This window comes from Leptospirillum ferrooxidans C2-3 (assembly GCF_000284315.1).
Taxonomy (GTDB): domain Bacteria; phylum Nitrospirota; class Leptospirillia; order Leptospirillales; family Leptospirillaceae; genus Leptospirillum; species Leptospirillum ferrooxidans.
The window spans coordinates 940,214-963,299 of sequence record NC_017094.1 but is presented as its reverse complement, the minus strand read 5'-3'; the positions used below and the strand labels follow the sequence as shown (position 1 = coordinate 963,299).

Below are 23,086 nucleotides of genomic sequence, written 5' to 3'. Positions count from 1 at the left end.
TCGGTTGGCACCTTTATGAAAAATAAACCCTGAAAAAACAAACTCAGCATTTGGAGGTCAAAAAATAGGACGCAATTTGCATACAGCGATCCATAACCTTATGATTCTTGAGAATTGTTTTTTCTATCGGCCAGAACAGAGGAGCATCCTTGAGGATCATGGCGTCCCAGCATCCACTCATGAGTCAGGCCCCTGTCCTCTATGCGCCAGACAAGGTGGGCAGTGGACTCGAAGCCAACGCCGGAGGACTTCCGGACGGATCATGGCATATGGGATTTTCGAAGGGAGGGGATCTCATCTACCGATCTGACAATTTGCCCCCTCTTTTCTCAACCATGCCGACACTGAAGGCCCAGGATCTCTTTTTTTCCGAACTCTCTGACATCCTACCCGCCACTGAAACACGAACATTTGACGACTTCCGGAACCAGATTTTTTCAGAAAAGAAGGCTCACATCCTCTTCAAGGTCCGGAGAAAAGATCTGACGCTTCCTCCCAGGATGGGGATCTCCGCCAGAAAGTTTGAAAATGGCATTCATGTTATTTTTGTGCCGGAAGGGAAAGGATTAGACCCTTCCGTAGTCAAAAGTCCGGATTTTTTTAGTGACGACACCAAGATACAGCAGGAAATCACGAGCTGGCTGACACGTCTCGATGAGGAAACCCTTTGCACGACGGCTCTCGGAGCTTTTCAATCGGAGTACAGACAACGATATGAGCCCGGAATCCTGTTCAGAACAGCCCATGGAACTCCCATCGGAGTTCCTCCGGGAACCGACTCCGAAAAACTTCCCGGATTGCCTCAAAACTTTTCCGTTATGCCAAGAATCTGGGGATCAACACTTGAAGGAAGCCAAAAAACCCTCGAGCATCTCTGGATCCACACCCTTTTGAGATGTGCCAGGGTTCTCCCGGTCGTTTCCGTCTCGGCCAATGCCGAATTCCTCAAGAGAACCGGACTTGCGACATACAGAAAAGTTCTCCAGAAAATGTCCCTTTTGATTCTCGAAAGTGTCAGGACCTTCACTTGGTCCCCCCAGTACCGCTATGCCAGACAATGGCTAAACCCGGCCGGTTTTGATATCCGGCAGGCAGAGTCTCTCGTCTCGAAGATTCGCCATGAAACCTCCGAGATCACATTCCTTCCCATAAGGGCAAGCGCTTCAACACTCAAGGGCATTGCGGAAAAAACCAGGATGGACGAACCTTTTTTTTGGGATCCAAAAGAAGAGCAGGCATGGATACTCTTGAGGAACGTCTCAATCGACAATGCCGAAACAATGGCCAGAAGCTCAATCGCCAGCAGGCTTGAAACTCTTGCAGGAACACCTGTCTCTCTTGAAAGCTTCCTATTGCGACATAGCAAGCTCCCTCTCCATCGACAAGAATCCTCATCCTTTCAGAGTGATGACGGAGCAATCGCGTAAACCCCCAAAGGGAGCCGCTGAAAAGAATTCCTGAAGGAATTCTCAAACAGACCGCATTCTTGTAAGACAATCAACCCTGTCCGACCATACAGACTCTCTTTTATGAAATATCCCCATTCCCTTGTCAGAAACCACTCAATCTCAAAGGACTTTCTTACCCGCTCCCCTTCTATCTTCCATTTCTGGAGATCATTGACTTCATTAAATGTAACAGTTAAGGTTACAGTATGATTCAAAGTAGCCGATTCGCAGTGGCAACACACATCATGGTGGGACTCGGATATATTCCCAAACAACCGCCCCGGGCGGATCTGCTGGAAGGTCAGTGGATCAGTTCGGAGCTTTTGGCGTCGAGTGTCAAGACCAACCCTGTTGTTGTCAGAAGACTTCTGGTGGATCTTAAAAAAGCGGGATTGGTGATCTCACGACAAGGGAGAGCTGGAGGGGTATCTTTGTCCAGAGCTCCTGAATCGATTACTCTTCTGGACATTCTTGAAGCAGTGGATCAGGGAGAAGTTTTTGCATTCAATCCCAACCCACCCAATACAGACTGTCCAGTCAGCATTAATATGCACAGGCTGATCGCCCCGGTTTTTCAATCCGTTACGAATTCACTTAAAAAAACACTTGAACAGATTCCCCTTTCGGCATTGATCGAAGGGATTCCCTGATAAACGAAATGGAATCAATAACCTGATTCCGTCTGACCCATCACCCATAGAAGGAGATTTTCCCCATGAACCAAAACGCAGTTGACTTGTTCTCATCATACCAGCTTGGCACAACAACCCTCCGAAACAGGATGGTGATGGCACCAATGACCAGAAGTCGCGCTGGAGAAGGCAACACCCCCACTCCCTTGATGGCAACTTACTATGAGCAAAGGGCAACGGCAGGTTTGATCATCACAGAAGCGACCCAGATCTCTCCCGGGGGACAAGGCTATATTCAGACACCTGGTATCCATTCGCCCGAACAGATTGCCGCATGGAAAAAGGTCACAGAAGCCGTCCATAAAAAAGGTGGGGTTATCTACCTCCAGCTTTGGCATGTTGGCAGGATTTCCCACCCTGATTTCCTCCAGGGAAATCTCCCGGTTGCTCCATCGGCCATCGCTCCAAGGGGAATGACAACCTATACACCCACAGGACCTAAAGAGATCCCAACGCCCCGCGCGCTGGAACTTTCCGAGATTTCCCAAATAGTCGAACAATACAAAACGGCTGCCAGAAACGCCAAGGAAGCCGGGTTTGATGGTGTTGAGATTCATGGAGCCAATGGCTACCTCATCGACCAGTTTTTGGAAGACAGCACCAATCAGAGGACAGATCTTTACGGGGGAAGTCTCGAGAACCGGGCGCGGTTTCTCTTCGAAGTTATCGAGGCTGCGACAAGCGTATGGGGCAGTCAGAACATCGGGATCAGGCTTTCACCAGGGGGAACCTTCAACGACATGAACGATAGCAACCCCCAGAAAACCTTTGGATATGTCCTGCAAAAACTTTCGAAGTTGAATCTGTCCTATGTTCACCTTATAGAACCTGCCATTCAGGAGGGAGAGCATCCAACTCCGGACCTCTCTGCCCGATTTTTTCGTCCACTTTACTCAGGAACACTCATTGTCGCGGGCGATTATAACCGGGAGAAAGGAAACAATGTTCTCAAAAGTGGCCTTGCGGATCTCGTAGCATTCGGACGTCCTTTTTTGGCCAACCCCGATCTGGTGGAGCGATTCAAAAAAGGGGTACATCTCAATCCGATCGATACAACAACATTCTACGGTGGAGGCGTAAAAGGCTATACCGACTACCCTTCCATGGACTAACATCCATTTTTTTGGCTTTCAAGCCATTTCACTTTTCACGAAAACACAATCCGATCCTCCTTCCTCAGGGACAGGCGGATCGGATCTTCTCTTTCCTCTTCCCCCAAACTCCTGGAACGAATATGCCGCAACCTCTGCTATAATGGACTCTCCTGTCCTTCTCTTCCGGAAAAGTCTGTCCGCAAGATCCGGAGACGGATATAGCTGAGTGACAACAAATGAAACCTGTCTTTATCTAATCATATGAAAGGGCAAAAAATGGCTGTGCCCGATAAAAAAACCTGCGAACAATCACTCGATCGACTTTCCTCACTGACCAACCTCGCGTTGTCCGGAGAAGGGATCAGCGCGGATGATGCGATTTGGCTCTTTTCACTCCCTCACGAATATTCCGAAAAGATCATGGAGGGGGCCTCCCTGATCAGGGAAACCTTCAGAGGCAATGCCATCGATCCCTGTACGGTAATGAATGCAAAATCCGGAGCCTGCGGAGAGGATTGTCATTTCTGCTCCCAGTCTTCCCATCACTCCACCATTTCTCCTGAGTTTGAAATGGTTTCAAAAGAAAAAATACTTCAGACAGCAACCCTAGCTGTTGCAAACGGTGCCAGAAGATTCTGTGTGGCAACCTCGGGACGGGGATTATCAGACCCCATTGAAGTCGAAGCGATATGCCAGTCGATCGAAACCGTACGGAAGGATGTGAAAGTTTGGTCCTGCGCAACATTGGGAATCCTCTCTGAGGACGTTCTCGAGAAGTTAAAAGACTCAGGCTTGAACCGACTTCACCATAATCTTGAAACATCAAAAGAGTATTTTGGAAACATCGTCACAACACATCAATGGGAAGACAGGGTTGATACGATCAAAAAAGCCCAGGCAAAGGGAATTTCCGTCTGTTCAGGAGGGATTTTTGGACTCGGCGAGTCGGAAAAGGACAGGGTTTCAATGCTTCAGACACTCAGGGAACTCAATGTCGATTCCATTCCCCTCAACTTTCTGGTCCCCATCCCCGGAACGCCCCTATACGATGAAGGAGCCGGAATCGGACCAGAAGAAGCACTCCGGTCCATTGCCGTCGCCCGATATATGCTTCCAACAAAAGAAATCCGGATCACCGGAGGAAGAGTCCAGGCACTGGGAGGACGCCATCCGGAAATTTTCAGACATGGCGCCGACGGGGTCATGATCGGAAATTACCTGACTCGCATGGGGAGACCTCCACTCGATGATATTCAAATGATCAAGGACATGGGACATACCCTTTCCAAAGATCCGCTAACAGGGCAAATGCCAGTTGACCCATCCGGTTCGATTTTGGAAATCAATATTCCCGTAACCACCGGACAAATCTCCTTTGTGAATATGAAAAAGATGGGTGAGACCTGTGACTGAGTCTGATTTCAGCCCCAAACGAAACCACATCCATTCGGAATCGTCCAAAGAGGAACTCCCGGAGAGATTCTTTAATATACGGATGAGAGCATCCTTAAATGGAAAGCATTGTTCCGGAGGAGAGGAGATTCTCCTTGAAAGGAATCTTGAGGAAGGTATTTCCCGGCTTTTCAAAAGAGGGCTTGGATCTGCACCACATCATCTCAAGAACGATCTGACCATTTCTATCAGGGTGGATGGAGTCGCACCGGAACATCTTCAAAGGTCCCAGCTTCTGCCGGTTCGACAACTCCATTCGGAGAGCGAAGAAACCACACGATCCTTTATAAGGTCCTTTCTGCTTTTCTCCCTTGGAAAGATCTCTGTCGACCAAGAAAAATCAACCCAAAAGATACTCGATTGTATCGACTCTCTCCTTAAACCAACCGCCAATCCGCTATGGGGTGCGATACTTCTCTCCCCTTCCGGGGAGAAGATACCTGTTCCTGAGGAAGGAGTCAGAACAACTCATATTGGAATGGAATGGAAAACAAAAGAAGAACTTGAAGCATCAGCAGAATCAAACGGAATCTCCGGAAGGCGCTTTCCTGAAGCACTGATGCTGGCATCAAAAGTCGTCGCCCAACCCCTGATCCATCTTGAACTGTGTATATCCGATGACCCGACTTACACAACAGGCTATATTGCAGCCAAAGATATTGCCTACATCAGGCTACCCCATATGAAAAAAGCCGGAATGACCGGAGGGGGAAGGATTTATCTTCTGAACAGGATCCCCGATGATGATGAGTTGACTGCCCTGATCGCTGGCCTGAAAGAGACTTCCGTTCTCTTTGACAAAATGTCTCCGATCTCCCCTCCACAACATCTTGAAGATCTTCTTTTCACATGCAAACAGGAGCTCGAATGCCCACCGATTCATTCAAATCCAGGATAGAATCCCAGTTATCCAGAATTTACGAGGCTGGACGAAGGAAAAGTCTTCCATCACCTTCCTATCGCCACCTTTCTTCAAACGACTATCTGGGTCTGTCCCGTCACCCTTCAGTTATAGAAGCAATCGTAAAAACAACTGCCTCTGACGGAGCCGGCGCTACAGGATCCCGATTTTTATCAGGAAATCACCCCTTAAATGGAATGCTTGAAGAAGCGATCGCCGATTTCAAGGGAGGACCATCGTCCATTGTCTTCTCGACAGGATACCAGGCCAATATATCCTTGATCCTGGCCCTCTCGACAATCTATCCCTTTATTTATTCCGATAGCCATAATCATGCATCCATTATCGATGGTATCAGGTTGTCTGGATGCCAGTACCAGATTTTCCCCCATAACGATCTTGAAGCCCTCAGGGGAATGCTTGAAAAACGGCCTCTGGGAGAATCGTTCATTATTGTAACGGAGTCTCTTTTCAGTATGAATGGCAACCGTAGTCCCATTGCTGCATTACTGAACCTTTGTGATGAGTTTGATGGGATTCTGCTACTTGATGATGCTCATGGGACAGGGACTCTGGGACAGGAGGGGCGGGGCGGTCTTGAGCATGCGTCACTCGCGTTCAATCCTCAACGGATCGTTCTGACAGGAACATTTTCCAAAGCATTGGGGGGACTGGGAGGTTACACCGTTTGTCACCCGCTCATACGGGAACTGGTTCTTTCCACTGGGAGAAGCCTTATCTATACCACCGCTCTTCCCCCCGGAGTTCTTGCAGGAAACCTTGAGGCTCTGACCATTCTTGATGAGAACGGTGAACTCGTCGAAAATCTGCATTCTCGAGTCAGAAAGGTTCGGGAAGCGATCGGACTTCCCATCTCTTCTTCTCCGATCCTTTCCATCAAGGGCCCTATTGAAAAACTTGAGATGATCTCATCTTCCCTAAAGGAGAACGGGCTCCTCGCTCCTGTCATCCGTTCCCCCACTGTCCCGGTTGGAGAGGAATGCATCCGGATCTGCGTGACCAATCACTGGGAAGACACATTTACCCGGCTTCTTTCAGAAAGCATGATCAAAGCGCAGGTCCTTTTGTAGGAAGAAATTACTCCCCGCGATATCCAAAGGGGCCGTTATAATAAATCGTAACGGTCCCAAGTGGTGTGAACGTCTGCGGATAATTGGACTGATAGACAGGAAGAGCAATCCCGGCCCCCCATGTCACAGTCACAGCCCCTTCATTCGGCCATGAAAACTCTATCGCAGGATCAATCCAGAAAAAAGACCATGCGGGAGCATTCGCTGCCCCAAAAAGACTCTGTCCCGACTGGCTTTCCCCAAAGAACTCCAAAACATAACCGGCTCCCCACTTATCATTTAAAACATGCTCCAGTGCTCCCGCATAATAAAGGAGATTGCCATTTAAAACCGATTGGGAAGCCCCAGTAACGGCAAGACCATTATTGAAGGTAAATCCGGGACCAACATCGGTTGGATTTTCAATAATGTCTCCCACCTGGAGATAAAACATAAATGGCTTGAAATGTTTCCTCAGGATAACATACAAGCCTTCGTTATAGGTCCCGTCACCGGTCTGATCAACACCATAAAGCTGGGGATTGAGATTCAGGAAATGCCCGGTGGGCAATGTTACCTGACCTTCGATTGTCACAGCTGGGCGGGCCCAGAAATGATAGACATCAGAATCGGATGTCAGCTGCCTTTTGACCCACAGAAGAGTGTCCCCCATTCCAAAACTGTTGATCGATTGGCCATTGGGAGTGGTAGGGGCACTTCCATGGTTCGAGACAAAGGGAATCGACATATCGAACTCCCAATTCTCCATAAGTCCGATGGAGATTCTCTCCGGCATCGAAAGTGATGAGAATCCAAGACCGGGCTGAATATAGTCAAACCAGTATGGCTCTATAAAAAACGATCCGACGGGTTCAACCTCCGCTGTCCCCGTAAAGTTTGGACCACTCGTATTGGGCCCCCATGGCAAATAAACTGGCTCGAGCGGTTCAAGATCTGGAATCAGGTCCTTGTTCCTGTCCTCTTCATAAGCTGAAGGAGGAGTTAGCCCAAGGGGAGGATCTTCGGCTCTCACAGAATGGGGGGAAGAAAACACCAAGAAAAAAAAAGTCATGACAGGAAAAAAACGCCTTGAGACAAAACGAATACTCTTAGCCATTTGAAAAATCTCCAAGAGAGGGGTGCCGTAACGACAAACGAGAGAGATAAATGGAAGCAAGTTTATCGGAGGGTCTTTCTGCCAGAATTTCCGAGAAAAGAACTCTTGCAGAATCACGATGCCCTGTTCTCAGATCAGCAATGGCCAAGATCATACGAAAACCTTTTGGCCATGGGCGGGATGCCATCATGGAAAGAAGAACCCTTCTGGCTTTTTCGTTTTTCCCTTCAGCCAGGAACAATCTTGCCTTGTTCAAGAGAAGGAAGTGATCATTGGGGTTCAGCGCCAGACCTTGTGCCAAAGCACCTTGTGCCTTCTTGTAATGATGTGAAAGAAAATCAAGATAAGCGAGATCATTCCATGCAATCGGATCTCTGGGATGGCTTTTCAAAATATCGGAAAGATCCAGTCTTGCCTTCCGAAGATCCCCCGCTTTTTCATCTTTGGAAAAAGCTCCATAAAGCTCCTGCCTTGACAAGGAAGGAGCTCCTGTTGAACAAGCAAGCAAGGTTGAGAAAGCCAGAAATAATAGGAAAACAGGAAAAAGTCGTGTCAAGCGACATAAGATATTTCTCATACGGTACATAATGTTTCCCCCAATTCTCATTGATCGAAAATATCATTCGATGAATCAATCAAAATCATCATGAGACTAAATATCATAGATACCGGGTATCATCTTAATCAACAGGAAGAGCAATGTCAACGAAAAAATATTTGATAATGACTATCGTTTTCAATTAACTCTAGAGAGAAAAAAAAGACTTGTCAAGTAGTGAGATAAAAAAATATGGCTGGAAGGTCGGATGGGGGGAAAAAAAGAAGGTTGGAAAAAAGATTGAATAGAATCCTAAAAGATATGAGGGGCAGATAGTTGTTTTCTGCCCCCCATCACATAAAGTCTATTCCGTATGGCCACTATCCCAGGAATCTTCTCTTCCAAGGTAGGCTGGATGAATAAGGTCCCGAATGGATATCAACCCAACAACCTCATCTTCTTCCATCACCAACAAATGACGAATATGATGTTTGTCCATCAAATCCTGGGCATCATAAATGGACGCATCAGAGTTGATTGAAAGAACTGGAGCACTCATGATCGTTGAAACAGTTGTCACGTATGGAACACGATCTTCACCCACTACCCGCCTGACAATATCTGCTTCGGTAATGATTCCAACCGTTTTTTCACCCTGCATCACCAAAAGGCTGCCCACCTTCTTTGTCTTCATAATTTCAGCCACTTCGCGTGCAGTTGTTGTCATCTCAACGGTCATCGGATTTTTGGTCATTACTTTTTTTACCATTACCATGTGTTTTCCTCCCTTTCAAAGCCACCAGCAGCCGAATAAACGATTCATACCAACTGACTCAAGAATCTACAAAGAAGCACAACCAACACTTTTGAATGGGATCATCAATTGCAAGGATCGATCAGAGATACCGTTCATTTCGATGATTCTACTCGTCCGCATTCTTCCTAAAATATGTTCGAAGTCCCCGGCTTGCAATATCCGTTCCTTTTATTCGCCAGTAACCTCGATCAATCGTTAAAGCTGCTACCGCGATTCGGGGTGTCCCAACAGGCGCCATCCCCATAAACCATTCATAAAGACCTTCCGGATGGAGACCGGACAGAGTTCCGGTCTTCCCTGCAACGGATATCTTGCGAAGGATAGGATCATTATGCCACCGAAAAAAGGCACGCCGTCCTGTACCTTTGACTGTGGTAGAGTGCATCATTGACAGAAGGGTCGAAGATATCCTTGCATCCGCAACAACTGCCAAAACCTGTGGCTTTGGCTGGAAAAAAACTTTACCGTCTGGCCCCTTGATACTTTCAATCAAATGAGGACGCATCATCACGCCACCATTTGATAAAGCCCCTGCAATTACGGCTGCATGAATCGGACTGATAAGCACCTGACCAAAACCAGCGGCACTTCGTGCAAAACCTGCCCTATCTGACGGGATAACAGCTGAACTCATTTCAAAAGGAACATCAGAATCGATTTCCTTATTAAATCCAAAGCGGTCCGCCATTGACTGAAGATTCTGAGGCGTCAGGTAGCGCAGTGCAATTTTTGCGAAAATCATGTTAACAGATTTACCAAGAGCTTCTGTCACAGTGAGATGGAGACGATCCCTACGCCGGTTATCTGTCCAATAAGCCGGACCGATGCAATAGAGACACCCATGAAAATAAATCTCTGTATCAGGGTTGATTTTCCTGTTCTCAAGTGCATCTGCAGTCGTAACAACCTTGAACATAGAAGCAGCAGGATAGGATGCTTTCTGAACCAGACTATCGGACTCAGTCCTGCCTTGGCTGCCATAAAAAGCCAAGAATGCCCCTGTTTTTGGATCAACAGCAACAAACATCCCATAAGGCACCCTGTTTCGAAGAACAAACTTGGCGACATCCTTCTGCAGGGATGGACGGACAGTCCATGTAATCACATATCCTTCGTCCGTTTTCGTCTCAAAATGATCACCGACAGGTGTGTGAAACGATGGAAGAAAATCGGGATCAAGGACAGGAAGATTGGAATTGAAACGAATGGCAGGTTTTCCCTGAACATTCAGAACATCCGGATGACCGGACACAACAGAGCCAAGCAGATCAGGCCCGGCAGAAGCAGAGGAAGGAGTCGAAACGGCAAGCAGTTTGGGAAGCTGCTCCTTAGGAAGGCTTACGGAAGCATTCGCCACCGAAGTTTGAGCGTGCGGAACGCCACCCTGAGTTGGAAGTGTCCAGAAAGAAATAAGGATAAAAAGGGAAAAGATACGTTTTCCCAAAGTCCAGGAAATGGGATTATGGATGATGGTGAGCAAGTGAACCACTCGACGGATCAATGGACAATACCCCCAAGCTACCTGCGCCAATCAACCCAAAAAACACCCACGCAGGCGAAACATCAACCAACAAATAATCAAAGCACTCAATAAAAGCAACTATGCAAATGAATGCGGGGAGATATTAGTCTATCACTTGAGAATTAGCAAGAACCTTAAAGCCTTTTTAAACCCATAAGCCCTTGGAAAAGGGAGTGCGCCAGGAAGACTGATAGACCTTCCCTCTGTGTCAAGACGATATCAGTGCCCTGTCAGCTCCCTTGACTCCAAGAATCTCAAGAGATTCCACGCCCGGAGGCAGAAAAAATCTCCCTTTGTGAACAAACCTACCTTTCTCGAAAAGCTCCCCGGTCATAGATCGAATTAACAGAAAAAGAGATGCAACAGACCAAGCTTGAGGAGAACAGGACGTCGGATAAAGAACCGGCCCCGCAAAGTCTTGTCGGTCAAATCCACAAATCAGTTCAGGCAAGCGGTAATCCTTAAACATCGATATCCCATCGAGATACGCGCTTGAAAGTGTCTTCAGCTCCTTTATGAAACCCATTCGGGACATTCCTGCCAGGATCAATCCATTATCATGGGGCCATATCGACCCATTATGGTAGGAAACAGGATTATATCGAGCCGCCCCCTTCGCCAGAGTCCTGACACCCCATCCACTGAATAATTCAGGATCAAGCAGGGTTTTTGCTAGTCTTCGTGCCAGATTCCTGGGCAAAATTCCAGTTAAAAGCAAATGGCCAGGGTTGGATGATTTAATGACACAAGGCTTGCCCGCTCCGTCGATTGCCATTGCAAACATATTGTATTCAGGAATCCAGAACTTGTTTATGACATTTTCCTTAAGCCTTTTAGCCCGTTTTTTCAGGCTCTTTGACAAGGAAAGGGCTCCAAATTTTTCTGCCAGAGGGGCAAGCATGCTCCAAGCCCAATAGAGATATCCCTGTACTTCTATCAGAGCAATGGGATGCTTTGCCAGACTCCCATCAGCATGAAACACTGAGTCGGCCGAATCTTTCCATCCCTGATTGATGAGGCCTCCATCAGAGCTTGCGGAATAGATCAGAAACTGTGAAACAGGATCAAGTCCATACTGATCAATCCAGAACAAAGCTTTCTCTATCGAAGGCCAAAGGGAAGCCAGTATTTTTTCATCACCGGTTCTCTGATAATATTCGCAAGCTAAAACAATAAATAGCGGGGTGGAATCAATGGATCCGTAGTATCGACCAAATGGGATTTCCAAAAGATTTGAGAGCTCGCCGGATCGCTCCTCATGAAGAATTTTTCCGGGCTGAGAGGCCCTGAAAGGATCAATCTCTGTTGCTTGCCTTTTCTCCAAATATTTCAATACGTTAAGAGCAATATCCGGCCGAGCCCATAAAATGGAATACGCTGTGATGATCGCATCTCTCCCAAAAAAGGTCGAAAACCAAGGTAAACCAGCATAAGGGACCTTTCCCTCAAACCCTCCCGTAAAGAGCATGTCCATATCCTTACAAGCCCTATCATATGAAGCGGAAAGAATCGGGTTGTCCGTCTTTAAAACAGGCCATTTTTCCAGCTCATCAAGATTGTTTTTTCGCATTTTTTTCAAAACAGAAGAAAAAGACTCTGGCGATAATTCAGGTTCATGCACAGAATGCAAAGGAATCGAGCGGGTTTCAACAAGTGCAAGAACCGTTTCAACACAACACTCTTCTCCGGGCGGGATGGTTATTGTCCATCGGACCTCCTTTCCGGCACTTGAAACTACTGCAGGATGCCCTCCACCAAAAGAGATGACCGATTCCCGTACAATTCCATCCTTTCCCTGACAGGAAAAACTCAGCACACCATCACGAAAAACTCTCTCGACCTTTCGGGGAAGGTCAATCGAACTCACAAATCCCCTGACTTCAAACATATCGGCAAAATCAGAATCCATTGCTAACACGACCTGAAGAGAACGTTTCACCCTGGAAAAGTTTCTGATTGAAAGACGCTCACGAACCCCTTCCGGCAAAAGGATTCTTTCTAAAAGAAGTGATACGGCTCCCTCAGCCTCTTCCCCCGAAGAAGATGAAAAAGGAATATATTGCCGAAAATAAGAAACCCCGTTTTCTGGCTCTCCTAAGGGTTCGAGATTCATTGGATGACGTCCTTGGATGCTCCAAATCCACGCAGAAACAAATCGCATCCCATGCCAAAAGATCCCATAAAAGTTCTTTTTCCTGACATCAATCGTTCCAAAAAGATCCCAAATCGCCAGAAGATCTTCTTTTTTAAGCAGGCGATCCTCTGGACCGATCGCCCTGGAAGCCATATGAATCTGATTTCGTCGAGCCTTCAAGAATCCTCCATATGTTCTAGCGAATAAGACCGTCAAACTTGCTGTGTTTAAACGTGAGACAAACCCATACAGCCAAAAGCTTCAAACTCTATCCATCCTGAAACAACGCTTTCCATTTTAAAAAAATCCCTTTAGAATGGGGACATCGTGGTGTGACACACCAAAAGATCTTCTCATCCCAACCAAGATGATTCCGACAAATGCCCCATAATATGGAGCATATAGAAAGAGTCCATTGGGAACAATCAATAATCGCTTCGGAATCTCTTGGCGGCTCATCCACTCATCATTTTCGTGGACCAATCGCCTTTTCATCCAATACCACTTATAAGGAATGAAAGATGTCCGTCTCCAGAGGATTACTCAGCATGACAGGCTTCGGAGAGGCCTCAGCACCATACCCTCTTGATAAATACAGGCTTTCCGCAAAATCTCTCAATCATAAAAATCTTGAGGTTATCCTTAATTTTCCAAAAGAATGGGAACATTTGGAGGTCCCTACTCGGCGATTGGCAGCCTCTTTCCTGACAAGAGGCAGGATTGAAGTGACTGTCTCCCGACCCCCACAGCAAATGGCATCAATGCCGATCTCCCTGGAAAAAGCAACAGCCATTTTCATCGAACTTTCCCAGATCAAGGACGCACTCGGCTTAAGGGAAGCGGTCACACTAACGCACATCCTCACAGTAATGACCCGTGAGGGCAATATCCCCCCCCCTCCCGTCGATACGGAAACAGCTTTTGGGAGCATTGAAGAGCTTCTCCGAAAACTGAAAAGCTCCCGAGAAGAAGAAGGACAGGCTTTGCTCAGAGTCATTGATGGGCTTCTCAGCGAAATTGACGAATATCTCAGGATTATTGGATTGATCAGACCCAAGGCGATTGAAGAAACAAAAAAGACCTTTGCCACAAAAATTGCAAATCTTCTTCAGCAGACAAGCGTTATGGATGCCGGAAAAAAAGTTGAGGAAGAAGCTCTGCTTTACTTGTCCAAAAAGGACAACGAGGAAGAATGGCAAAGATTTAACATCCATATGCAACGCTTCCGGCAAGATATGGATTCTGGGGGGGCTATCGGAAGATCCCTGGATTTTCTCGCGCAGGAAATGCAACGGGAAATATCCACTTTTATTACGAAGGAAGCCAATCCCCTTGTATTTCAGCCGGCTATGGCTATTAGAACAACTCTTACCAAATTGAAAGAACAGATACAGAATGTCGAGTAGGACTCAAGCGTTTGTGAATATCGGACTCGGAAATGTTGTGGCGATGGGACACATTATCAGCATCGTAGGCGTGAACTCCGCGCCTGTCAGAAGAATGAGAGAGGCCGCACAGGAAAAGAACCTCCTCATAGACGCTTCTGAAGGGAGACGAACAAGGTCCGTGATTATCATGGATAGCGGTCACATCATTTTATCAGCGCTGCAGCCCGAAACACTCGGGAACAGAATGAACGGACGGGAAGAGGACTCTGACGCTGGCGATTCTGAGTAACAGGGACTTTCCATGCACCAAAGATCATCCGAAGGAGATATCGTGCTGTCAGACGGACTAAATCAGACAATCTACGGAAAATCAGTTTTCAAACCGATTCTCTTTGTTGTCTCAGCACCATCTGGAGCGGGAAAGACCTCGCTATGCAAGGAAATTGCAAAGCGAACTGACCGGATCCATTATTCTGTATCTTATACAACGCGTTCGCCAAGACCGGGCGAAGTCGACGGCATTGACTATTACTTTGTCTCCAGACAACACTTTCTTGAAATGAAAGAAAGCAATCTTTTCATTGAATCAGCCGAGGTCTACGGGAATCTCTATGGGACATCAAGAAAAACGATCCAGGATTCCTTCCATGCTGGCAAAGATGTTCTTGTCGATATCGACATTCAGGGAGCTGAGCTCATTCGGAAAGATAATTTTGGAAGCGTTTCCATCTATATATTGCCTCCATCCAGGCAAATACTTGAAGAAAGACTGACCAAAAGGGGACAGGACTCAAGCGAAACACTCAAAAAACGTCTGGACAAAGTCCGACAGGAAGTTCATGCTTTCAACCTCTATGACTATCTTATATTCAATGTCGATTTTGGACAGGCTATAGATGATCTTCATGCGATCATCCTAAGCGAGCACCACCGAAGAAACAGGATGGAAAATTTTGTCAAAACAGATTTTTTGCCAAGGTTTGAGCAGGAAAACCCACTTTTGACCAAATCGGCTGATAATCGGTTATAATAAAACCTGTAGTCATTAAAAATTCAGAATTTCATGAAGGAGCCCTTGAGAATGAACGACCTGATCACAAAACCAATAGATTTCACACCGGGAATTATCGATAGCCGATACAGGCTTGTGATTGCAGCGGCAAAAAGGGCGCGCCAGTTGATGGAGGGGTCCAAAGCCCGAACAGCCCATCACTATCAAAAAGAAACAACCAATGCAATTGAGGAGATTCTGGCCTCAAAAGTTGAAATCATATACGGGCAAAAAGCCTTAGAGATTGAACAAAAACGCAGGGAAGCACTTCGCGAAAAAATGAAGCATGATGAGCGATTTTCCTTTTCAAGGGGTTATGCAACAGAACCATCTGAAGTCCTTCACGCAGATCTCCAGACCTATACAGAGCCGGCATCGGATCATTCGGAAACGGAACCTGAGGAACTGGAGGATAGCGACAGCTCGGAAGATTAAACATTGAGTAAAGCCCCTGGACAGGGAAGAAAAGTCATTCTGCTGGGAGTTACAGCCAGCATAGCAGCGCATCGTGCCCTTGATCTGATCAGGGTACTGAAGTCAGCAGACTATGATGTCAGGGTTGTAGCGACGAGAAATGCGCTTCATTTTTTTCCGAAAGAAACAGCCGAGGTCTTTTCAGGCCATAAGGTCGAGACATCAGCTTATGGCTTGGGGCCACGCGTTTCTCACGTTGAATGGGGTCAGGAAGCATCAGCGATTTTGATTGCTCCTGCATCAGCAGACTTTATCGCTAAAATGGCCTTGGGACTGGCAGATGATCTTCTCAGCACACTTTGTCTTGCCTTATCCTCCAAAATTCTTTTTGCCCCCGCCATGGAAGAACGGATGTACAAACATCCCGCTACTCAAGAGCATCTTTCCACTCTGAGGAACTGGGGTATCAAGGAAGTTCCTCCGGACACAGGATCGCTTGCATCCGGAAAATCGGGTGTCGGACGAATGGCGTCGGTTGAATCCATTTTTTCTGCAATTCAAGAAATGCTTTCGAATGAATCGACATATTCCAAAGATCTTCTCGGAAAAACAGTCCTCATTTCTGCAGGCCCCACATATGAACCGATCGATCCGGTTCGATTTATCGGAAACCGCTCCTCCGGAAAAATGGGATATGCACTGGCAGAAGCGTCCATTCGTCGAGGAGCAAAAGTTCATCTCATCTCCGGACCTGTTGCACTGCCTCCACCCCAAGGTGCCAACGTCGAATATGTAGAAACAGCCAGAGAAATGCAGGAAATGCTTTTTAAACATTTTCCTTCAGCAGATATTTTAATTATGGCAGCAGCAGTCTCTGACTATACGACTGATTCCACCTTGGCGCAGAAAAAGAAAAAAGATGGAACAGAATGGACTCTCCACCTGAAGGAAAATCCGGATATTCTCTCTGCATTGACAAAATCTCGTCATCCTGGACAAACGATTATGGGATTTGCCGCTGAAACATCACTTGTCAGAAAAGAGCTCCAGGATAAACTCAGAAGAAAAGGGGTTGACCTTCTTGCATCTAATAATATTTCAGAACCAGGGTCAGGCTTTGGGTCAGAAAATAACAGCATTCTTTTACTGACCCATGATGGGTCTTCATTTGAAGAAAAAAGTGGTTCCAAGAAAGATCTGGCAGATTGGCTTATCGACAGGATTATCCTGCTTAGAAACAGGATACTCAGTCATTAGAATCAATCTCGGCCTTGAATAAAGTCGTTCTCCCCTAATGAAGATATACAGACCAGAAAAGAGAAAACGCGCTCCCGAATCAAATGGGCATCCTTGCCAAAAAGATGATGGATTGGTAGGATGCCCAACATAGGGTTCAAACCATCTGGACATGTTTTTTGTCCACCGGACAATCCCCGCCATAGACCGGCGAAGACCAGCAGATAAAATGAGAGGCACATGACACCTGAAGAAATTTCCGCACTTGAGGAGCGCATTGAGGCTAATCCAAAAAGCAGGTCATTCCTTCAACTGGCGGAGGCCTATATTGAGCTTGGCAAAACGGATCAGGCCCAAGCACTCCTTTCAAAAGGAGTTGAATACTATCCCTACTATCTGGCAGCCCGAATCACCCTTGGCCAGGTCCAGATGGAAAAAGGACTGATCCCTGAGGCCATATCCAATTTTGAGTTTGTATCAAGAACTATCCCTGATAATCTTATCGCCCAAAAAAGCCTGGCTCAGCTCTATTACAAAAATAATGACATGGAAAAAGCGAAAGAAGCCATCACCGTTGCAACATCACTTTCACCTGATGATCCAGAAATTTTAGAGCTTTCGGAAAAAATCAAAACTCCTGTCACCGCCCCTATCGTCAAAGAACCCCTCAAAGAAAAGGATGAATCTCCCTTAAACAATGATCAGAACAGGGACTATTTCTCCGAGAATATTGAGTCGAAACGGGATGAAGTCCCTGAGCCGGAATCTCCAATGGAATCCGTAACGACAGATCCATTGGAGATTCCTCTCCCAAAGGAACCGGAAGAACAAATCCAAAACCAAACCCCTGACAACGATGAAATGGACATGCTGGAGCTTCTGCCAAAAACAGAAACCATGGGTGACCTCTTTATGGAACAAAAGAGATATCCTCAGGCAGAACATATCTATTCTGAAGTCTTGAAAGCAAACCCCGGCAATTTTCAAGTCTCTCAAAAGCTGGCTCTGGCAAAAGCCCACTTTCCTCTCTCCGCACTCATCACCGAAGCGGCTGAAGAGCAACACCTGATAGAAGAGGATGTTCAAGGTGAGGAGCCAGTTGTCGAGCTTGAAAGTTTTCCTGAACCGGCTCCCACTGAAAATATTGCAGCAGACATATCTGATCGTCCGTTAGAGGAACAGGAACCTCTATTTCAGAAAACTGAAAAATCCCCACAATCTTCTCAGAAAACCACCACCCTCCATATCGATAAGCCTCAGCCCCCGAAACAATACAGTCAGAGCGATAGACCCATAACGGAAGACCCTGAAGATCTTGTCAACCGGATTCGCCAGAGACTTCACCGGGATGTTCTTGATGTCATATGGGCGAGTTCCGATGGCCTTGCCATAACAGGCAATGACAGGGACGGATCAGATGAAGTGAACCAGATCTTTGCCGGAGAGGGTGTTGAGTTTTTGCGCCAGATAACCGAGCTTGGCTCTGCCCTTGGGAAAGGAGAGGTTCAGGATGGTTTCATCTGGATGAATGAAGGGATTCTTTATTTTCATGATCAAGGCGACAATGGTGCTCTGTTTATCTGGCTACATCCCAATGCCAATGTCGGCCGATGCCGATACATCATCGGACAGGAAATTGGATCCCATAATGGGCTTCATCAAACCAGATGACCCACTCCATTCTTGTCCTGAATGGACCCAATCTGAACATGCTTGGAACAAGGGAACCATCCATCTACGGAAATGAGACCTTGGCTGAAATGGAAAAAATCCTGCAGGCTCTTTCCAAGGAGCATGGGCTGGGCGTGACATTTTTCCAGTCCAACCATGAGGGAGCCATTATTGACAAGATTCAACAATCTAAAAATGTTGCCAGAGGAATCATTGCCAACCTGGGCGGATTCACACATACAAGCATAGCCATCCGGGACGCGTTTCTCTCTTCGGGGCTTCCGGTTCTGGAGGTTCATGTCTCCAACGTCGCCAAGCGGGAACATTTTCGACAAAAAAACTATTTGTCGGATATTGCTGTAGGATCCATCTCCGGATTCGGTATTTTCGGATATCAGCTTGCATACTTGGCTTTTTTAAAGCTTTTACCAACTCCTCCTCCCTGAAAATAGGGAGGGGGGCAATCAACCCTTATCAGATCTTTGATCCAGGAGTCCAATCAATGGGAGTCATCGTAACGAACGAATTTCGAAATGGTTCTCGACTTGAGCTTGATAATGAACCATATATCATCGTCGAGTTTCAGCATGTAAAGCCCGGCAAGGGAGGTTCTTTTGTCCGGACAAAACTGAAAAGCCTCAAATCCGGAGCCGTCATTGAAAGAACATTCCGTACTGGTGAAAAGTTTGATGAACCGGATATTGAAGAAAAAAACATGCAATTTCTATATGCACAAGATAACGACTATATTTTTATGGACACGGAAAACTACGAACAGATCTCCCTTTCCAAAGCAGAGCTTGGAGACAGGATCCTGTTTTTAAAAGAACAGATGATTGCAACCATTCTATTCTATAGGGGTAAAGCCATTACCGTTGATCTGCCCCTCTTTGTCGAGCTTACCATTGCTGAAACAGATCCAGGACGAAAAGGAGATACGGCATCAGGAGGCTCAAAACCGGCAAAGCTGGAAAGCGGAGCGGTTGTCAAGGTTCCTTTTCACCTTCAGGAAGGTGATGTGGTCAAGGTCGACACCAGAACCGGAGATTATATTGAACGCGTCAAAACAGCTTCATAAGACCTATCATGATAAAACGGACATCACTCCCGCGCATCAAAAGGGAAGCCAATGACAAATCCTGAAATATCTGAAATTTTGGCTCTTTTGCAGGGGACGAACATTACCGTTTTTGAGTTGGAGAGGGAAGGGCTTCGCATTCGCATAGAAAAGCCCGCCTACCCGACCTCAACCGGCATGAAGTTGATCTCAAGGGAGCCAATCTCTGAATACCCTTCCTCAGAAGGATTAAAGCACCCTGCCAATCCCCCCGCAGATAAAGAATCTTCCCGGAATATTACCTCTCCCATCGTTGGCACATTTTACCGCTCTCCTTCACCGGAAGCAGGTCCATATGTTGAAATTGGATCGGTTGTTCGCAAAGGACAGGTCCTCTGCATCATAGAAGCCATGAAATTGATGAATGAGATTGAATCCGAGTTTGACGGCATAGTAAAGACAATTCTGGTGGAAGATGGACGAGCCGTTGAGTTTGGGACTCCGCTCATCGAAATTGCAATCACGCCGGAGAACGGATGACGATTCAAACACCTCCATTCCAGAAGATTCTGATCGCAAACAGGGGAGAAATCGCCGTACGCATCATTAGGGCCTGCAAGGAACTTGGGATTCGGACTGTCGCTATTTTTTCCACCTCCGACCGAAATGCCCTGCACGTTCAAATGGCAGACGAAGCTGTCTGTGTCGGCCCCCCTGAAACAAATTCCAGCTACAGAAATATTCCCAATATTATCAGTGCCGCCGAAGTCACCCAATCCGAAGCGATTCACCCGGGCTATGGTTTCCTCTCCGAGAATGCCCATTTTGCTGAAATTTGCCACTCTGCCGGAGTGGTTTTTATTGGACCATCCCCGGAAAGCATTTCCCTTATGGGAGATAAGGCCCGGGCCAAGGCTCTGATGAGGGAAACAGGTGTCCCTGTTGTACCGGGATCAATAGGTGCCGTAGCATCCGAGGACGAAGGGATGGAAATAGCGGATGAAATAGGCTTTCCTCTTATCATCAAAGCATCTGCTGGTGGTGGTGGCCGAGGAATGAGAATTGTTCATGCAAAAGATGGCTTTTCAAATGCGTTTCAATCCGCCCAAACCGAAGCCTACCAGGCATTTGGCTCCAGAGATGTCTATATTGAAAAATATTTTATTGGTCCTCACCATGTCGAGATCCAAATTTTATCGGATCATGACGGGAATGTTATCGCCATGGGTGAGAGAGATTGCTCTGTCCAACGTCGCCACCAGAAACTGCTTGAGGAAACACCATCTCCCCTGCTCACCCCTTCTGTCCGGTCGAAAATGTCCGAGATTGCAATAAGGGCAGCAAAAGCATGCGGTTATGTAAATGCCGGAACAATAGAATTTCTTGTTGATGACAAACGAAATTTTTATTTCATAGAAATGAACACCCGCATTCAAGTTGAACACCCTATTACGGAACAAGCCTTCAATTACGACCTCGTCAAGGCTCAAATCCTAATTGCCGCGGGCAGATCGATCGAGGACGTTCCTAAAAGCATTGGCCATACCATTGAGTGCCGGATCAATGCGGAGGATCCCTGGACATTCACACCTTCACCCGGAACAATCACCCGGATGATCCAGCCCGGCGGGCCTGGTGTGAGGATTGACTCATGGGTGACAACAGGGTCAGTCATCTCCCCTCACTACGACAGTCTCCTTTCAAAGGTCATTGTCACAGGAAGAAACAGGGATGAGGCTATTGCGAGAATGAAAAGAGCTCTATCCGAATATCTTGTTGAAGGCATAAAAACAACCATTCCGCTCCACCTGACCATTCTGGATGACCCAGACTTCATCAAAGGAAAATATGACACAGGATTCATCGAGAAGGTCATGGCAAAAAGGGAAAAAAGACTTCTTTTAGAAACGATTCAATCACCGGTCCAGGAATAAACTCGTGACATTTCCAAAACTTCTTTATATTGCCGGCAGTCAGGATTTTCCTGATAAGACATCTTTTTTTTCACACCTTGAAAGCCTCCTTTCCGAAGGACTTTCCTGGTTCCAGTTCAGGGAAAAGGCCCTGACGGAAAAAGCTTTGTTTTCCTGGGCTCTCGAAATACGCGAGCTCACCTCAAGCTACAAAGCCCTTCTGACGATCAATGACAGACCCGATATCGCCTATCTGATCGAAGCTGATGGCGTTCACTTGGGGCAAGAGGACATTCCTTCAATGACCTCGGAATTAATCCCCCTGGAGCTCAAAAATCTTCACATTGGCATCTCAACGCATAATCCGTATGAGGTCAAAAGGTCGGTCATCCTTTCTCCATCCTATCTTGGAGTTGGCCCCATCAACCCCACTAAAACAAAAGATCTAGAGCATCCCCCCAGAGGAATTCAGGGCATCATTGAAACTAAAAAAATAACGGCACTTCCACTCGTGGCGATTGGAGGCATCACCCCTGACATGGCTGGAGACATCTTCCGGGCCGGAGCACAAACGATTGCGGTGTCCGGGGCCCTGACAAAATCTCCCGATCCCATTAAAACAATGAAGGATTTTCTGAACCACCATTAGTGCTGCGGGACTCTCTCGCATCTTCCTCATAACCAGGCCATCCACTCCAATACAAGAAGTCTATTGAACAGCGTGTTCCTAAAAGCGATAATGGAGAACATTAGCCTCATAGGGAGAATCTCCCCAGATAGTCTTGGATTCTCAACTGACATCGAAGAGTTTGTCGCCATTCACCATCAAAAATAACTTGTACCAGTTCCGAATTCCTCATGGGACCACAATCAGGAGAGCCCTTTCCATGCCTAGCAGTCAAAAATCAACCTCATTTTCAACTCGTTGGCCATTAATCTTAGTTCTCTTGATTGTCGGAACTTTTCTCGTCTATATCGTGCAACATAAAAAAGCCACCCAGATGAGTGAATCGATCCCCTCACAGCCAGCTCCCGCTGCATCCTCCCAACCATCCCCTGCTGCTAGCACAACAGATCCGGATCTCGGAGTCTTTTACCCATCCCAGGGTCATGACCACTGGGAAATGTCGCAGCTTAGAGGATTTCATTACAATAGTTCGCCACCGACATCAGGGCCACATCGTGAGGAGTTTATTGCCTCCTACTTCCCGGATTCCCCGATGCCGGACTACATACAGGTACATCTGCTGGAACACGGGAACATCTTGATCCAGTATAATTGCAACTGTCCGGATACCGTCACAAAACTTGAATCGCTTGCCCGCTCCTTCGACACTTATGCACCATCTATCGGTCTGGAGGAAGGAAAAGGCGTTGTTGTGGCCAAGAATCCAACACTGCCATCGCGTATTACTGTCACCGCCTGGACAAGACTTCTTTCACTCAATAAGGTTGACGAAAACAAAATCAAAAAGTTTATCGCAAAATGGCTTGCCAATGGTCAGAACAGCCGCCAATAAAGATCAATCACCCCATTTATCCTTACGTAACATCACAGGAGAACTGATCAT

Annotated in this window: 23 protein-coding genes; 18 read left to right on the top strand and 5 right to left on the bottom strand. The window is 46.8% G+C overall.

The genetic code is table 11. The annotated features are described in order from the left end of the window. The first annotated feature begins 149 nt into the window (after window positions 1-149). The 6 genes from LFE_RS05010 to LFE_RS04985 all read left to right on the top strand — a co-directional run bounded on the left by LFE_RS05010 (window position 150) and on the right by LFE_RS04985 (window position 6,678). A complete protein-coding gene (locus tag LFE_RS05010; RefSeq protein WP_014449170.1) occupies window positions 150-1,427 on the top strand; it encodes a hypothetical protein in 1,278 nt (425 codons plus the stop codon). Between the two features lie 227 nt (window positions 1,428-1,654). Then, entirely contained in the window at window positions 1,655-2,098 is a 444-nt protein-coding gene (locus LFE_RS05005) for an Rrf2 family transcriptional regulator (RefSeq protein ID WP_014449169.1), read from the top strand. 65 nt (window positions 2,099-2,163) lie between these two features. Next, window positions 2,164-3,252 carry an alkene reductase gene (locus LFE_RS05000; protein ID WP_014449168.1) on the top strand — a complete coding sequence of 363 codons (1,089 nt, stop codon included), beginning with the start codon at window positions 2,164-2,166 and terminating at the stop codon, window positions 3,250-3,252. Between the two features lie 258 nt (window positions 3,253-3,510). After that, window positions 3,511-4,647 (top strand): biotin synthase BioB, encoded by a 1,137-nt coding sequence (gene bioB, locus LFE_RS04995; protein ID WP_014449167.1) that lies wholly within the window; start codon window positions 3,511-3,513, stop codon window positions 4,645-4,647. Continuing rightward, window positions 4,640-5,584 carry a 6-carboxyhexanoate--CoA ligase gene (locus tag LFE_RS04990; RefSeq protein ID WP_014449166.1) on the top strand — a complete coding sequence of 315 codons (945 nt, stop codon included), beginning with the start codon at window positions 4,640-4,642 and terminating at the stop codon, window positions 5,582-5,584. Before bioB ends, LFE_RS04990 begins: the two co-directional genes overlap by 8 nt. Further along, window positions 5,554-6,678, top strand: coding sequence for an aminotransferase class I/II-fold pyridoxal phosphate-dependent enzyme (locus LFE_RS04985; RefSeq protein WP_014449165.1), 1,125 nt, complete (start codon window positions 5,554-5,556; stop codon window positions 6,676-6,678). Before LFE_RS04990 ends, LFE_RS04985 begins: the two co-directional genes overlap by 31 nt. A gap of 7 nt (window positions 6,679-6,685) precedes the next feature. Here LFE_RS04985 and LFE_RS04980 read toward each other — a convergent pair whose 3' ends face one another. The 5 genes from LFE_RS04980 to LFE_RS04960 form a co-directional block, all read right to left on the bottom strand. Next, window positions 6,686-7,774, bottom strand: a complete 1,089-nt coding sequence (locus tag LFE_RS04980; RefSeq protein ID WP_014449164.1) for a hypothetical protein — start codon at window positions 7,772-7,774, stop codon at window positions 6,686-6,688. Beyond that, window positions 7,767-8,252, bottom strand: coding sequence for a tetratricopeptide repeat protein (locus LFE_RS04975; RefSeq protein ID WP_014449163.1), 486 nt, complete (start codon window positions 8,250-8,252; stop codon window positions 7,767-7,769). The genes LFE_RS04980 and LFE_RS04975 overlap by 8 nt, the downstream gene beginning before the upstream one ends. Window positions 8,253-8,676: 424 nt before the next feature. After that, a complete protein-coding gene (locus LFE_RS04970) occupies window positions 8,677-9,087 on the bottom strand; it encodes a CBS domain-containing protein (RefSeq protein WP_014449162.1) in 411 nt (136 codons plus the stop codon). Between the two features lie 148 nt (window positions 9,088-9,235). Further along, complete coding sequence (locus LFE_RS04965) at window positions 9,236-10,630, bottom strand: penicillin-binding transpeptidase domain-containing protein (RefSeq protein WP_014449161.1); 1,395 nt, start codon at window positions 10,628-10,630, stop codon at window positions 9,236-9,238. 229 nt (window positions 10,631-10,859) lie between these two features. Further along, on the bottom strand, window positions 10,860-12,938 hold the full coding sequence (locus LFE_RS04960; RefSeq protein WP_232502590.1) for an amylo-alpha-1,6-glucosidase: 2,079 nt from the start codon (window positions 12,936-12,938) through the stop codon (window positions 10,860-10,862). A gap of 368 nt (window positions 12,939-13,306) precedes the next feature. Between LFE_RS04960 and LFE_RS04950 the strand changes: the two genes are divergently transcribed. From LFE_RS04950 to LFE_RS04890, 12 genes are all read left to right on the top strand, one after another. Further along, window positions 13,307-14,191 (top strand): endoribonuclease YicC domain-containing protein, encoded by an 885-nt coding sequence (locus LFE_RS04950; protein WP_014449159.1) that lies wholly within the window; start codon window positions 13,307-13,309, stop codon window positions 14,189-14,191. Continuing rightward, the gene (locus tag LFE_RS04945) at window positions 14,181-14,462 is read left to right on the top strand and encodes a DUF370 domain-containing protein (RefSeq protein ID WP_014449158.1); all 282 of its coding nucleotides are present in this window, start codon (window positions 14,181-14,183) and stop codon (window positions 14,460-14,462) included. The genes LFE_RS04950 and LFE_RS04945 overlap by 11 nt, the downstream gene beginning before the upstream one ends. 12 nt (window positions 14,463-14,474) lie before the next feature. Then, on the top strand, window positions 14,475-15,203 hold the full coding sequence (gmk, locus tag LFE_RS04940; RefSeq protein ID WP_148272556.1) for a guanylate kinase: 729 nt from the start codon (window positions 14,475-14,477) through the stop codon (window positions 15,201-15,203). A 51-nt stretch (window positions 15,204-15,254) separates the two neighbouring features. After that, window positions 15,255-15,659 carry a DNA-directed RNA polymerase subunit omega gene (gene rpoZ, locus LFE_RS04935; RefSeq protein ID WP_014449156.1) on the top strand — a complete coding sequence of 135 codons (405 nt, stop codon included), beginning with the start codon at window positions 15,255-15,257 and terminating at the stop codon, window positions 15,657-15,659. A gap of 3 nt (window positions 15,660-15,662) precedes the next feature. After that, window positions 15,663-16,895, top strand: coding sequence for a bifunctional phosphopantothenoylcysteine decarboxylase/phosphopantothenate--cysteine ligase CoaBC (coaBC, locus tag LFE_RS04930; RefSeq protein ID WP_014449155.1), 1,233 nt, complete (start codon window positions 15,663-15,665; stop codon window positions 16,893-16,895). Window positions 16,896-17,114: 219 nt separating this feature from the next. Then, complete coding sequence (locus LFE_RS04920) at window positions 17,115-18,545, top strand: tetratricopeptide repeat protein (protein WP_014449154.1); 1,431 nt, start codon at window positions 17,115-17,117, stop codon at window positions 18,543-18,545. Then, on the top strand, window positions 18,542-18,991 hold the full coding sequence (gene aroQ, locus LFE_RS04915; RefSeq protein ID WP_014449153.1) for a type II 3-dehydroquinate dehydratase: 450 nt from the start codon (window positions 18,542-18,544) through the stop codon (window positions 18,989-18,991). Before LFE_RS04920 ends, aroQ begins: the two co-directional genes overlap by 4 nt. Window positions 18,992-19,047: 56 nt before the next feature. Next, window positions 19,048-19,623, top strand: coding sequence for an elongation factor P (gene efp, locus LFE_RS04910; RefSeq protein ID WP_014449152.1), 576 nt, complete (start codon window positions 19,048-19,050; stop codon window positions 19,621-19,623). Window positions 19,624-19,674: 51 nt separating this feature from the next. Next, window positions 19,675-20,142, top strand: coding sequence for an acetyl-CoA carboxylase biotin carboxyl carrier protein (accB, locus tag LFE_RS04905; RefSeq protein WP_014449151.1), 468 nt, complete (start codon window positions 19,675-19,677; stop codon window positions 20,140-20,142). Continuing rightward, window positions 20,139-21,536 carry an acetyl-CoA carboxylase biotin carboxylase subunit gene (accC, locus tag LFE_RS04900; RefSeq protein WP_014449150.1) on the top strand — a complete coding sequence of 466 codons (1,398 nt, stop codon included), beginning with the start codon at window positions 20,139-20,141 and terminating at the stop codon, window positions 21,534-21,536. The genes accB and accC overlap by 4 nt, the downstream gene beginning before the upstream one ends. 4 nt (window positions 21,537-21,540) lie before the next feature. Further along, window positions 21,541-22,164 carry a thiamine phosphate synthase gene (gene thiE, locus LFE_RS04895; RefSeq protein ID WP_014449149.1) on the top strand — a complete coding sequence of 208 codons (624 nt, stop codon included), beginning with the start codon at window positions 21,541-21,543 and terminating at the stop codon, window positions 22,162-22,164. 238 nt (window positions 22,165-22,402) lie between these two features. Beyond that, window positions 22,403-23,035: a DUF3105 domain-containing protein gene (locus tag LFE_RS04890; protein ID WP_014449148.1), complete on the top strand. Its 633-nt coding sequence runs from the start codon at window positions 22,403-22,405 to the stop codon at window positions 23,033-23,035. Window positions 23,036-23,086: the final 51 nt, after the last annotated feature.

Coding starts and splice junctions, on each gene's coding strand:
- LFE_RS05005 (WP_014449169.1), top strand. CDS start 1,655: ATGATTCAAAGTAGCCGATTCGCAGTGGCAACACACATCATGGTGGGA.
- LFE_RS05000 (WP_014449168.1), top strand. CDS start 2,164: ATGAACCAAAACGCAGTTGACTTGTTCTCATCATACCAGCTTGGCACA.
- bioB (WP_014449167.1), top strand. CDS start 3,511: ATGGCTGTGCCCGATAAAAAAACCTGCGAACAATCACTCGATCGACTT.
- LFE_RS04985 (WP_014449165.1), top strand. CDS start 5,554: ATGCCCACCGATTCATTCAAATCCAGGATAGAATCCCAGTTATCCAGA.
- LFE_RS04980 (WP_014449164.1), bottom strand. CDS start 7,774: ATGGCTAAGAGTATTCGTTTTGTCTCAAGGCGTTTTTTTCCTGTCATG.
- LFE_RS04970 (WP_014449162.1), bottom strand. CDS start 9,087: ATGGTAATGGTAAAAAAAGTAATGACCAAAAATCCGATGACCGTTGAG.
- LFE_RS04960 (WP_232502590.1), bottom strand. CDS start 12,938: ATGGCTTCCAGGGCGATCGGTCCAGAGGATCGCCTGCTTAAAAAAGAA.
- LFE_RS04950 (WP_014449159.1), top strand. CDS start 13,307: ATGTCCGTCTCCAGAGGATTACTCAGCATGACAGGCTTCGGAGAGGCC.
- LFE_RS04945 (WP_014449158.1), top strand. CDS start 14,181: ATGTCGAGTAGGACTCAAGCGTTTGTGAATATCGGACTCGGAAATGTT.
- gmk (WP_148272556.1), top strand. CDS start 14,475: ATGCACCAAAGATCATCCGAAGGAGATATCGTGCTGTCAGACGGACTA.
- rpoZ (WP_014449156.1), top strand. CDS start 15,255: ATGAACGACCTGATCACAAAACCAATAGATTTCACACCGGGAATTATC.
- LFE_RS04920 (WP_014449154.1), top strand. CDS start 17,115: ATGACACCTGAAGAAATTTCCGCACTTGAGGAGCGCATTGAGGCTAAT.
- aroQ (WP_014449153.1), top strand. CDS start 18,542: ATGACCCACTCCATTCTTGTCCTGAATGGACCCAATCTGAACATGCTT.
- efp (WP_014449152.1), top strand. CDS start 19,048: ATGGGAGTCATCGTAACGAACGAATTTCGAAATGGTTCTCGACTTGAG.
- accB (WP_014449151.1), top strand. CDS start 19,675: ATGACAAATCCTGAAATATCTGAAATTTTGGCTCTTTTGCAGGGGACG.
- accC (WP_014449150.1), top strand. CDS start 20,139: ATGACGATTCAAACACCTCCATTCCAGAAGATTCTGATCGCAAACAGG.
- LFE_RS04890 (WP_014449148.1), top strand. CDS start 22,403: ATGCCTAGCAGTCAAAAATCAACCTCATTTTCAACTCGTTGGCCATTA.